Here is a 12,555-nt window from a genome sequence, read left to right as displayed (position 1 = left end):
ATCATGAATATAGGAGACCGCGTGCGCCTCATGCACGGAAGAGAAGAAGGTGTTATTACCCGCTTCCTTGATAATAATTTGGTAGAAGTAGCCATTGACAATGACTTCACCATACCGGTTATGCGCCGCGAAGTTGTAGTGATAGCTGCCGAGGAGGACAAGCATTTCAAAGGTGGTCAGGTGGCAGAAGTAGAAAAGAGAAACATACCTGCCAAGCCTGAAGTATCTTCTGCGGCAGTAGCCGGTATATACATGGCACTGGTGCATACCACGCCAGAATTGCTGGCGGTAAACGTGGTGAACAATTCTGAATACGACCTGCTTTTCACGTACGGCGAAGAAACGTTGAAAGGGTACCGCGCCCAGAGCAACGACAAGCTTACGCCCAAGAAAGCCAAGGCCGTTGCACACCTGCACCTGAACGACTTTGAAAAATGGCCGGACTTGGTGATTCAATATCTGCAGCACAAAACCGGCGCCAACTCATTGCTGGAGCCAGTTACCCGTAAGCTGAAATTCAAAGCTTCGTCGTTTTATAAGAGCAAAAAAGTGGCTCCTGTTCTACAAAAGGAAGGCTATGTGTTTCAACTAGATTCTAAGCCCCATGTGGTCAATCCTGACCAGATTCAGGAGCAGTTGATAGAATCTGCGGCGCAGGCGGAAAACATAAAAGTAACCGTTCCGCAACACGAGATTGACCTGCACATAGAAAAACTGCTGCCCAATGAAGACCCTAAGCTCATGAGCAATTCAGAGATTCTGCGGCAGCAAATGGCAGCTTTTCAAGACAACCTAGACCGGGCAATTGCCGCCAACATGCACGAGATCATCTTTATACACGGCACCGGTAATGGGGTTCTGAAAAAGGAAATTCAGAAAGTGCTGAGCCGCAACCCGCACATTAAGTTTTACGAAGACGCCCGAAAAGAGAAATTTGGGTACGGCGCCACCCGTGTGCAACTGAAGTAACATAAATAAGACTGTTTTAGAGCTGATTTTCATAAAACAGCTCTAAAACAGGATTTCTGTGAACGAACAACCCACCAGAAACAGTTACCTTTACAGAAAGAATCGGCAAGCCGGCTTATCGCTGCGCCTCTTTTGGCGGAGAGGAAAGTCCGGGCAACGCAGAGCATCCTGCTTCCTAACGGGAAGGCACCTGGCGGGCGACGGCCAGGTGACAGCCAGTGCCACAGAAAATAACCGCCCATTTTCTAATTAGGAATGGGGAATTATGAATTAGAAATCATTCTTAATTTTTAATTCTGAATTCTTAATTAAAAAAGGGTAAGGGTGAAAAGGTGCGGTAAGAGCGCACCAGCGGCTGGGCAACCAGACCGGCTGGGTAAACCTCAGGAGTTGAAAGACCAAATAGGCTGACAGCGCCTCGCTTTCGGGCGGGGCTAAGGACTGCTCGTCCGATGTCAGTGGGTAGGTTGATGGAGCCCCTCCGTGAGGACGGGCCTAGATAAATGATAAGCCATTTGCGTCAGCAAAGGACAGAACCCGGCTTACAGGCTTGCTGATTTTTTAATTTTTGATTGAAAGACACTTTTATTCAAATTTCAACTATATTGAATAACTTGTATTCTCCCTTTCAGGACTTCTTCTAAAAATAAATCTTTACATTAGTGATTGAGTACATAGAGCGCTTAGTCTGTCAGCCATCTGCTGAAGCACTTTTAGAAGAATGGTCATTTTCTCTCCTGCTCTGACCTAAGGCAAGCCTCAAGAATGAGTACACCAGTACTTTAAGGAAATGTGTTGTTTATGATAGTGGATCACGTACTGTTGTAAACGGCGGCGGAGGCTGTTGACCGAGGCTACCGTTTATTTAATGTTAGCCACTGGCATTTTATTCTTCTAGTTTTCTGCACGTTATTCGCCAGAATCTTTGTGAAGGTCTGTTTCCCATATTTTTGGCAGGTTCATTTACCTCTTTTGATTCAACTATTCCATAATTGCCAAACTCTTCTTCTACAGAATCTGAATCATAAAAGAATAGTTGAACACCATGCTTTGTTTCAAATCTGTCCCGGCTTATTTCTACGCCATTCCCATAGGTAGCATCATTTTTTGAAATAGCCACAAAAACCATGTACCCATTGGGCTTCAGTTGATTGTAACAATCATCTATAAGTTTAATCCGTTCTTTTTCATTTAACAGGTGGATTAAGGCGTAGCAAAAAATCCCATCATACAATTCCTGGTCAAACGGCATAGCACTAACAGAACCGTGGTACACCCTTACATCATTACCATAATGCTTTTTGGCCAAGTCAATGGCGGTTTCTGATATCTCTATTCCAGTAACCTTGAATCCAGCATCGGTAAAGATTTTTGTATTTCTGCCGTAACCAAACCCAGGTATCAAGATCTTGTTAAGCCTATTTTCTCTAAATAAGTTTAGGGTTTCAATTGCGGAATCTGCAGGCTCAAATCCCCACATCGTCTTTTTGTCTCTAAAGCTTGACTCCCAGAATTCTGCCATTTTATTTCCTGTAAATTCAAAAAAAGAATAGTACTTTTAGCTTGTGGTTAACGTTTATTGTATGATGCGTGGGAGGCCGTCGGCTGATGCTGCCGTTTAAACAATATTGTGCATAGTATTTTATTTTTCAGCAGTTGGTATTTCTCCAGCTATCCATTGCTTAACCTGTAGTTCGACCCCTGGAAGCATAGCCATTTGTTTTGTCTTCATATCGATTATGCAAAATGCTAATATGTGATAGTTTGACTTATTATACTTAGCGGCAATTCCATCATTTTCAACTTTTGCAACATAGCCTAATATTCTTAAGATGTTGCCCTTTACTTCATAGCCACTTGTTACAAGTGAAGCTATCCAAATTGTATTTCCTCCTTCTAACTTTACTTCATAATAGGGTTTGTCATTGTGGGCAGAATAAACTTTAGAAACCAGCCCGTTGAATGCTACAATTTCACCATTTAGTTTATTCAGCTTCCCTGCATCTATTCCTGTAAAGTTAGTCGGGCAAGGGATAGCGCTACTTTTTGCAGCGGGTTCAACGGAATTGTTTAATTCAGATTGGATAAGTTTCTTAATTTTGTCACAGTTGCCATTGAGGGTAGAAACAATACCATTTTTTATCTTTTCTAATACACCTGGTTTTGTTAATATTATTTGTTCTTCTGAATTCACAAGACTAAATATATTATTGAACTCTTTGTCATAGCACCTATTAAATTCAGGCTTAATCTCCGAATAAGAGGTTAAGTCGTCACTAATGCATTCGCAAATTCTGTCTGATAGCTTTTTTGTAATAGCTTCTATACTTTGGCTGTAGCTAGACAAGCAGCAAAGAGACAATATTAAGGTCGCTATTTTTTTCATATTTTATATTGTGCATAACGGTCTCGTTTAAAAGAAGTGCAAGGCTGTCAGCCGAAGCATGATGTTTAGGTGTGGTTAGGGCATGTTTTTTGATTTCCTTATGTTCCAGGTTAAACAGTTAATTATTCCATTGTCCTTTGCTGGTTCATTGCTCCTTACTTGTATGATTTTTTTTGTTTGGAAATATCTCATTAGCTTTTTTAACAGCTTCATTATCTGTTTCAAGCCCGTAAATTGGCAGGACTAAATAGTGCTCCATCTCCAAGTAGTTCAGATAAATTCCAGCCGCGTCATCAGGTTCTGTATTTTTGTAAGGGTCAAAAGGGAAGGGAAGCCATTCTAATTTTGAATTATGCAGTGCAGCCAAGAAGTCTATATAATCTGATTTGTCTTCTTGTTTATAATCATTGACTAAAACGGTTCTATTGTCAATGAACCTTGCCATTCCGTCAATATGCCCTAACCAATCACCTTTTTCAACTGGGACAAAATATATTTCATTGATTTCAAGTAAGTTTTTCAATTCTTCAATGAGCTGGAGTTCTGTTCTTGCTTTGTTTTCCGTAAAGACCTTTGTAGTCATTAAGACTTTGTCGCTCCACTTTGAGATATTGCCGCCGTCAAGGATTATATCAGATTTTATTGTTTTGATACCTATGTCATCACAGATGGTATCTACATCCGATATTGTCCTTGCCCACTTCTTATACTGAATTAAGTAGTCTGGCTTATAGGTGAACCTAACATACTTGCTTTCAGAAACCTGAATTGGCATATAATCAACTGCCCAAACGTCATTGGTGTTTGGAAGAATGCCATATTCAATCCCGTTGTTATCAAGTTGAGCGGTAAGTTCTTTTGAAAATGTCGGATATTTCTGGTAAAGAGTACTTGCTATATAAACAAAGTTTGTTTGGCTATCCGTAATCATTTCTGTTCAATTAGCTTGCGTAGATAACCAACACGATTGTTCTGAAACTCCTTATAGTCTTGTCCGTGAAAGACATCACTTTTATCATTATTGCAGAAGTAGCATGAAAGAACACAATTTTTAAGAGAATAATAATCCTTAGGAATAATTCGGTCAACTTCTAACCACATACCACGGCTCTGCCCTCTACCTAGAATTCCGTTTTGCGGGAATCTATTTGACTTAAGGATACCTGTCATTACAATTCTCTGGCTCTCTTCTTCTTTCAGTCCGCAATAATGGCAAACCTTTTCTGTAGAGTTGTACCAATTCTTAAATTCTTGAAAGTCTACAAATCCACAAAGTTCTTCTCGTCTTCTTCTACTGAAGTCAGCTTTTAACTTGTCTTCTGGTTTAGGTTTGTATGTTAATTTCATACTAATATTTTAAATATGCCCTAATAGACTCGTATAAATAACGTGCTAGGCCGTTGGCCGAAGCATGGCTTATGTACAATGTTGGGCACAGTTATTCTTTGTACTTTATTTTTCTTTTAAATACCCTATTGTTCTTTTTCTTTCCTTTTTCTAGTTTGTGCATCTTGAGCAGGGTCCAGTTGCCAAACTCGTCATAGACGTATTCCCTGACGGAACCCTTTGTCCTGATTAAATCTCCCTGTTTATTGTATTCTTTCCCTGGCTCTTGGATCTCCTGCTTGTTGAATTCAATAGATAGCGTATCGCTTGATAAAGTATTGCCGCTATTAGATTTTACTTCTGTGTAGGCTTTGTTCTTGTCGTAATCATACTTCGCATACTCAAAGCAGAAGCTGTTACCCTTACCGTCTAGTAACTGTAGTTCTATCGGATGTCCTTTTTCGTTGTTCAACAATAAGGTTTGTTGGATAACATTTCCCTGCGAATTTTTATCGGTTGTTTTTATGAGATATCCTTTATTGTCATACTCATAGAAGGCTGTCTCCATTGAGTATCTTCCGCTGTTCCATCTCTCAAATTTCCTCCAAAGACTCTTGAGCCCTGTGGAATCATATTCATAGGTTAGTTTAGCCTTGAGTTTACCGTCCTCACCATATCTCTCTTCGACTAATACAAGATTGTACTCATTCAATAGCTTGATGTTCTTATTGATTTCCTTCCCATTAGAGTTGAAGAAAGTGTTTTCTTCTATGATTTGAGTTGCTACTTTGTTCCTTATCTCCTCTTTCCTGTTATGTTGTAAAGCTGAATAGATGTTCTGCCCGTTAGATAAGAGGGAAAGGTATAATGGAAGGATGGTTAAAAGAATCTTAAATTTCATTTTTTTATTAATTGTGCCCAACGGTTAAGCTAAACGGCGGCGGAGGCCGTCGGCCGAGGCTGGCGTTTAGCTACGTTGGGCAAAGTTCATTTTTACATTTTAAAATGTAGAACAGTCAATAGTAAAGCTTAAATCCGTCATATCATCTAGGCTGGTTGGGTAAGAAAATGTTTTTTGGTGAAGGGTCCTGTTAGGTTGAGGGCCGGTATAATACCAAAAAATTAATTTAGTATTATCATTTGGTCTAGACTTTAAGATGTAAGTTTGCGTAATGTTTTCCTCGTAAATGTTTTGAACGCCAATGGAGTTTATACCCCAATTGCTACTGGGGTTACTTCTTGTAAATTCGTTCCTTACCATTAAGGGCTTATTAACATTATTCAAAACATTCAATGTCAGCCTCAATCTTACCGGTCTCCAACCGCTGAAATTTTTCATGTTGGTAGTTCCTGGTTTTAAATCCCATGTTGGATAATTCTCAGTAAAAAAGTCTACCCCATTAAATTTGGAGGAAATTATATAAGACTCCCTGTCTTCCAATTTATAATTAAAGGTAATTGAATAGTTTCCATTAGCATCTGTAATAGCGGTTGCTATTTCTTCAATTTGAGTACTAGTTTTACCACTCCCACAGGGTTTGCACATTTTTTCTAAGACGACCTTATACCCGCTAATTCCTTCCCCTCTTATTAAGTCAGATACATGTCCACTTATTACTGTTTCAATACCAATATCATCGTCATCTTGTGAGCAAGAAACAATACACAGTATAAATAAAATCTTAAAAATTAATTTATATATTCTTTGCATAACTATCATAATAATTTGAATTTAGATTTTCCTTTAATAATAGCTTGTAATAAATTAGAATTTTGCCCAACGTACTTGTGTAAACGACGCTGAAGGCCGTCGGCCGAGGTGAGGTTTACACGTTGTTAGCTTTAGTTTTTCTTTATAGAATTAGTCGCAATAGCCAACACCTGGTATTGCAACGTAAGGAAGACTTCCTTCTTTGTTAATCTTTACTATGCCAGCACTATCTACTATTGTCCACTGCATAGACTTGTAAGATTCATTAAACCAGTCGATTTTATTTTTGCCCTTTTCCCCAAAGTCGTATTGCCCATTGAAATAATCCTCCATGCCATTGAAAATAATGAAAGGAGTATTCTTATACTTGAGTTGTAATAAGGGCTTCTGTTTTAATATGTAAGTTGTGTCATAAGGCAGATTTCGAAGTGTTATAATCGTTTGGTTATAAATAACTCTATCAAAGAATATTTCATGTAAACAATTATCACAATCAACTTCTTTAAGGTATTCATCTAAAATGTATTTTAGTCTTTTATCAGAAGTCACTGCATTAGATGTTATTTCTAGGTCATTACTGTTATTTAATTCGTTATTTTCTTTGCATCCTGTCGTAATCAGGATAATAAAAAGCAATATCCTTTTCAAAACCACTTTTCTGCTCTCCTTGATTATTTAAATTAAAGCTAACGGTTAGTATAAAAGACGGCGGAGGCCGTCGGCCGATGCTGACTTTTATACAGTGTTAGAGCTAGTTTTTTTTTGCAAAGTCTGCACAATTTTCTGTTTTTGAGCTGTTTTCAGAAAATTAGCACAGAAACGTATTATGCTGAATCCCCTTTATCAGTTACTTCTATTTAGTTCGTCAATGTCGGGCATAGAGTATTTTGCAACTTGTTCGTTAGAATCAGGATTATGCCTGAGGCCAAGAATCCTCCGCACAATGCCATAGTACTTGATTGATTTGATTCTACTATTCCCGTAATAGAAAAAAGAAGCCACAGCGTAGTTATAGGAATATGAAGAATAACTCCTTTCTTGAAATCATTCATTTGCTGCCAATTTTCCCTCTTAGATAGCGAACTGTTCAATCGAGTCGTGAAAATTAGGTCGATGAGGAGAGGAATTAAAGCGATATAAACTGCACCTGCCAAGACTTCTGAGAACGTTAAGATTTGGGCAAATGGAAAATGACTAGCAACTTCTGGGGTAAATGCGCCTCCAATGTCAAACCTTAAAATCATAAAGTAGAGTATCCAAATGAAAATATCTTTGGCTATGATGTATGGAATTATTTTCATCGGATTTTCTATTTTTAAAATTAGCTCTAACTACCGGCTAGCAGGAGTCGGACTACCACTATCTGCACAATAGCTGTAGTTTGTCTTATCTGTACTGCTACGGCTTCTTTTTTTGGCATTCCGCCATTACTAATACAATATAAATAATAGGCAGCAGGTTCGCAACTGAATGTTATAAATGCCTTTTTAAGCTTAAAAAAAAGCTTTTCCCGTTCCTATAAACAAAACAAATGCGATGTAAGATTAGTGTGAGGGGGAATGCCGTAGCCGTATGTTTTACGTATATAAACGTATTATACGTAAAGCTTACGGATAAAAACAGCTTGCAAATTTTACATTTCTACTCCTAGGTTTGTGCTGCATCAGTGCTTTCAATTACTTATGAAGCATTACAGTCAGTTCGTACAGGCATATTGCCAAGACTCCTCTCCCCCCTTAAATTCAAAACTTTCATATATCCACTCCGCTGCCCCTGCCGTATAGACGTAGGTATTCTTGAACTTGAAAAATAAAAAATATGAGCTCATTAGCAGACAAAGGAATGAAGCTTTCGCAGAATGCTTTTTTCAGTTACATTATAACCAAGGCCTCGGGCCTCATGAACAAGCCGGTAAAGGTGGGGCTCTTGCTCACGACGGCCTACCATAAACTTACTGACGCTAACAGCACCGAGAGTGGAATTGACCAACTAAAGAACATCATGTTCCGCTTTATCAGGTTGGTGAAAGCCTACTACAATGGCACCTACCGTGATATTGACACCAAGACACTGTTACTGGGCGTAGCTGTGCTCCTGTATGTAGCCACCCCCATTGATATTGTGCCAGATTTTATTCCTGTCATAGGCTTAGCAGATGACCTGAGCCTGGTGGCTTGGTTTATCTCTGCCTTTCAGGATGAACTACAGAAATTTCAGGTCTGGGAAGAAAGTGGTACAGCGGTAGGTCATTCATAGAAGAAGTATAGCACCAAATGTTAGAAGCAGAAGCGCTCTGTTTTTGGCCTGTTTTGTAGAAAACAAGCCAAAAACAGAGCGCTTCTGCTATAGGGCAAATTATGAACTCTAACTGTGTTTGTGGTAATTGTACAAGAACCTGCACAAGAAATAGAAATTACTAACAACCGTTTTGTAAATTTGAAACAACACAATCAAAACAAACTTATGATAAACCGCAAACAGATATGCCTTTGGGTGGCCTTGGTTCTGGCCTCCTTTAGAAGCTGGGCGGCTCCGCCCGATGAAGGCATGTGGCTGCCTATGCTCTTGAAGCAAATGAACGAGGCCGACATGCAGAAAAAAGGCATGCGCCTCTCTGCCGAAGATATTTACAGCATTAACAAGTCTAGCCTGAAAGACGCCATTGTGCAATTTGGAGGTGGCTGTACCGGCGAGATTATCTCAAACCAAGGCTTGCTACTCACCAATCACCACTGCGGCTACAGCCAGATACAGTCGCACAGTTCGGTAGAGAATGACTATCTGACCAATGGATTCTGGGCCATGACCCGCGAAGAGGAAAAGCCTAACCCTGGCCTTACCGCTACCTTTATTGTGCGCATGGAAGACGTGACAAACCAGATACTGGGCGATGTGCCTCCGGGGCTGGCAGAAGCCGAGCGCGAGCGTCGGGTACAGGCCAATATTCAGAAGGTTCGTAGTCAAGCCACCGCCGGAACGCATTATGATGCCATTATCCGTCCGTTTTTCTACGGCAACGAGTACTACATGTACATTACTGAAACTTTCCGTGACATACGCATGGTAGGCGCTCCGCCTGAAACCATAGGTAAGTTTGGCGGCGACACTGACAACTGGATGTGGCCCCGCCATACCGGAGATTTCTCGTTGTTCCGCATTTACGCTGGTCCAGATAACAAACCGGCAGCCTATTCGCCAGACAACAAGCCCTACACGCCCAAGCACCACCTGCCTATTTCCTTAGCCGGTGTGCAGCAAGGTGATTTTACAATGGTGTTTGGCTTTCCGGGTAGAACCAATGAGTATTTGCCTAGCATGGCCATCAAGGAAATCTATGAGATTTCTAATCCGGCTAAGATCAAGATTCGCACCACCAAACTGGGAATACTGGACCAGGACATGAAAGCCGACCCCAAGGTGCGCATTCAGTACGCCGCTAAATATGCTAGCATCAGCAACTACCATAAAAAATGGATAGGTGAAAACCGGGGGCTCCGTAAACTAGACGCCGTAGCCCGTAAACAGGAACAGGAGCAAAAATTCACCCAGTGGCTAAATCAGGAAACCGGCCGGAAGAACACCTATGGCGACGTGTTGCCGCAGTTCGAAAAGAACTACGCCAGCCTGGCTAACGGCATCACCCTCTCCCGCGACTATTTTTTGGAGGCTGGTTTGGGCGTGGAGCTGATCAATCTTTCACAGGGATATGTACAGTTGGCTTACCTGCTGCAGCAGAATCTGAATAGTCCTGAGGCGCAGACGCAAATTGAGAAACTACGGAGCTCTGCCCCTGGTTTCTTCAAAAACTACAACATGCCCACAGACAAGAAAGTGTTTGCCGCCCTGCTGGACATGTACTACCAAGACGTAGACCGCAGTTTCCACCCTGAAATCTTCGGCACTGTTACCCAGAAGCACAAAGGCAACTGGAACGCCTATGCCAATGAGGTATACGCCAATTCTTCACTCACCTCTTTGCAACAGGTAAACGAATTGCTTTCTTTAAAACCAGCTGAAATGCTGAAGCGGTTACAGCGTGACCCAGCGGTTCAGCTAACCAGCAGCCTCATTGAAAACTACCGCATTAAAACGCTGCCTGCCTACACAACCCTTACCGACCAAAATACTCTCCTGAACCGCACCTTTTTGCAGGGGCTGCGGGAAATGATGACCAACAAGAAGTTTTACCCAGATGCCAATTCTACGCTGCGGGTATCTTATGGTCAGGTAGAGGGGTATCAGCCAGCCGATGGCGTGAACTATGCCTACTACACTACCCTGGAGGGAATCTTAGAAAAGGAAGACCCCAACGTGGCAGATTACAAAGTACCCGCTAAACTGAAGGAACTGTACCAGAAAAAGGATTACGGCTCTTACGGAGTAAACGGTACCATGCCAGTGGCGTTTATTGCCTCTAACCACACCACCGGAGGCAACTCAGGTTCACCGGTCATCAACGCCGATGGCGAGTTAATAGGCCTCAACTTTGACCGTAACTGGGAAGGCACCATGTCTGATATTATGTATGATCCGGAGCGGGTTCGGAATATTTCGGTAGATGCCCGCTACATCCTGTTCGTAATTGATAAATTTGCCGGAGCCGGACACTTGGTGAAGGAAATGACATTGGTTGACAGAAAAACATCTACGCCTGAAAAACCTGCTACAAAGGCCAAGGCTAAAAAGTAAACGAAATAACTCCCTGTTTTAGCCCTGCTTTTACAAAAATAGCCCGGAAACGTTCCGGGCTATTTTTTTGTCTTACCTAATGGGCTTTGTCAGATACTGGTACTTGACTCAGGGCACTTGCTTCGGCGGCTTGCTTAAAGTAACCCAACCTATTCTTGATGTCTGTTTCAAGAATACGAGAGATGATTGGGTTCAGCAATAACTTACCTAGCCAGCCAAACCTTGTCTTAAAATTATAACGGAAGAAAACTCTGATTCGGCCGTCTATTTCTTCTTTGAAGCGCCAGCTACCCGAGAACTTCTGAAACACCCATGGCCCTTTGGTCATTTCCATAGCCACCTGTCGGGGCGGGTGAAAACTGATGTACTTTACCGTCATGCCTATGCCCTTTCTGCTCTCGCAATACGCTTCCACTCCTTTGGCAGCACGCGTAGCCCCAGCTTCCAGCCGTGCCACCCGCAGGTACCGGTCCCATTCCAGTCGCCTTTCATAATCCTGCGACAGCCAGAACAGCTTTTCCTGTGGAGCGTCTACTAAAACAGAGTTTTCCAGCGTGGGCATGGCTACTCCTGCTTTTTATCATTTTTGCCTCTTACGGCCTTTTCCACCATATCCCACATCTGCTCTGGCACCTGGTCAAGGTAATTGAACTCGCCGCCGCCGTACAGCCACTCCCCACCGTCAATGGTCACCACTTCGCCGTTTACATAAGCCGAATAATCTGAGATAAGATACGCCGCCAGATTCGCCAACTCCTGATGTTCTCCGTAACGCTTTAACGGAATTCGCTTCAATGGGTCTAGTTCTTTAGCCAGGGCATCTGGGAACAGGCGGCTCCAGGCTCCTTCAGTAGGGAACGGACCGGGCGCAATGGCATTAGATCGTATACCATATTTTGCCCACTCAGCGGCTAATGAACGGGTCATGGCCAACACACCCGCCTTGGCCGTTGCCGAGGGCACCACGTAGCCGGAGCCTGTCCAGGCATAGGTGGTGACAATGTTCAGTATAGTCCCCGGCTGTTTCTGCTCAATCCAGTATTTACCTAACGTAAGGGTACAGTTATAACTTCCTTTCAGCACAATGTCCACCACCACATCAAACGCCTTGGGGCTAAGCCTTTCAGTGGGGCTGATGAAGTTGCCGGCAGCATTGTTGACCAAACCATGCACCGCGCCAAATTTATCTACGGCAGCTTTTAGCATGGCCTCTACTTCCAGCGGTTTACGAACATCGCAGGCAACGGGCAAAACCTGTCCGTCGGTTAGTTTCACCATTTCATCGGCTGATTCTTGCAATACGTCTAATTTCCTGCTGGTAATTACCAAATTTGCCCCTAACTTAAGGAAATAGATTCCCATTGACTTGCCTAGTCCGGTTCCCCCTCCCGTGATAATGATGGTTTTTCCTTTCAAGGCACCATCTCTGAGCATAGGTTCTGAATAATTGGCCATACGTAAATTATATAATCAT

13 protein-coding genes and 1 other RNA gene are annotated in these 12,555 nt (G+C 42.1%); 4 read left to right on the top strand and 10 right to left on the bottom strand.

Annotation, left to right across the window (positions count from 1 at the left end; all coding sequences use genetic code 11):
• Positions 1–3 precede the first annotated feature (3 nt).
• Positions 4–969 (top strand): Smr/MutS family protein, encoded by a 966-nt coding sequence (locus A8O23_RS13335; protein ID WP_066622026.1) that lies wholly within the window; start codon positions 4–6, stop codon positions 967–969.
• 102 nt (positions 970–1,071) lie between these two features.
• An RNA gene (gene rnpB, locus A8O23_RS13330) (RNase P RNA component class A) lies at positions 1,072–1,530 on the top strand.
• 325 nt (positions 1,531–1,855) lie between these two features.
• On the opposite strand, the gene A8O23_RS13325 is transcribed toward rnpB, so the two are convergent.
• From A8O23_RS13325 to A8O23_RS13290, 8 genes are all read right to left on the bottom strand, one after another.
• Positions 1,856–2,491: a class I SAM-dependent methyltransferase gene (locus A8O23_RS13325; protein WP_066622025.1), complete on the bottom strand. Its 636-nt coding sequence runs from the start codon at positions 2,489–2,491 to the stop codon at positions 1,856–1,858.
• A gap of 120 nt (positions 2,492–2,611) precedes the next feature.
• Positions 2,612–3,355 carry a hypothetical protein gene (locus tag A8O23_RS13320; RefSeq protein ID WP_153042202.1) on the bottom strand — a complete coding sequence of 248 codons (744 nt, stop codon included), beginning with the start codon at positions 3,353–3,355 and terminating at the stop codon, positions 2,612–2,614.
• A gap of 145 nt (positions 3,356–3,500) precedes the next feature.
• The gene (locus A8O23_RS13315; RefSeq protein WP_066622021.1) at positions 3,501–4,286 is read right to left on the bottom strand and encodes an agmatine deiminase family protein; all 786 of its coding nucleotides are present in this window, start codon (positions 4,284–4,286) and stop codon (positions 3,501–3,503) included.
• Positions 4,283–4,702, bottom strand: a complete 420-nt coding sequence (locus tag A8O23_RS13310; protein WP_066622019.1) for a hypothetical protein — start codon at positions 4,700–4,702, stop codon at positions 4,283–4,285. Before A8O23_RS13310 ends, A8O23_RS13315 begins: the two co-directional genes overlap by 4 nt.
• A gap of 91 nt (positions 4,703–4,793) precedes the next feature.
• Positions 4,794–5,582, bottom strand: coding sequence for a hypothetical protein (locus A8O23_RS13305; protein WP_066622016.1), 789 nt, complete (start codon positions 5,580–5,582; stop codon positions 4,794–4,796).
• A gap of 99 nt (positions 5,583–5,681) precedes the next feature.
• Complete coding sequence (locus tag A8O23_RS13300; protein ID WP_153042201.1) at positions 5,682–6,392, bottom strand: carboxypeptidase-like regulatory domain-containing protein; 711 nt, start codon at positions 6,390–6,392, stop codon at positions 5,682–5,684.
• A 150-nt stretch (positions 6,393–6,542) separates the two neighbouring features.
• On the bottom strand, positions 6,543–7,040 hold the full coding sequence (locus A8O23_RS13295; RefSeq protein WP_153042200.1) for a hypothetical protein: 498 nt from the start codon (positions 7,038–7,040) through the stop codon (positions 6,543–6,545).
• Between the two features lie 209 nt (positions 7,041–7,249).
• Complete coding sequence (locus A8O23_RS13290) at positions 7,250–7,693, bottom strand: hypothetical protein (RefSeq protein ID WP_066622008.1); 444 nt, start codon at positions 7,691–7,693, stop codon at positions 7,250–7,252.
• A 517-nt stretch (positions 7,694–8,210) separates the two neighbouring features.
• Between A8O23_RS13290 and A8O23_RS13285 the strand changes: the two genes are divergently transcribed.
• Entirely contained in the window at positions 8,211–8,648 is a 438-nt protein-coding gene (locus A8O23_RS13285) for a YkvA family protein (RefSeq protein ID WP_066622004.1), read from the top strand.
• Positions 8,649–8,855: 207 nt separating this feature from the next.
• Positions 8,856–11,081, top strand: coding sequence for a S46 family peptidase (locus tag A8O23_RS13280; protein WP_192849048.1), 2,226 nt, complete (start codon positions 8,856–8,858; stop codon positions 11,079–11,081).
• 76 nt (positions 11,082–11,157) lie between these two features.
• Here the strand turns inward: A8O23_RS13280 and A8O23_RS13275 are convergent, their stop codons facing one another.
• Entirely contained in the window at positions 11,158–11,643 is a 486-nt protein-coding gene (locus tag A8O23_RS13275; RefSeq protein WP_066622002.1) for a type II toxin-antitoxin system RatA family toxin, read from the bottom strand.
• Between the two features lie 2 nt (positions 11,644–11,645).
• Positions 11,646–12,536, bottom strand: a complete 891-nt coding sequence (locus A8O23_RS13270; RefSeq protein ID WP_239693402.1) for an SDR family oxidoreductase — start codon at positions 12,534–12,536, stop codon at positions 11,646–11,648.
• Positions 12,537–12,555: the final 19 nt, after the last annotated feature.

The sequence above is a fragment of the Rufibacter roseus genome, assembly GCF_001647285.1.
GTDB classification, from domain to species: Bacteria; Bacteroidota; Bacteroidia; order Cytophagales; family Hymenobacteraceae; genus Nibribacter; species Nibribacter roseus.
This window is presented reverse-complemented; position numbering and strand designations above follow the sequence as displayed.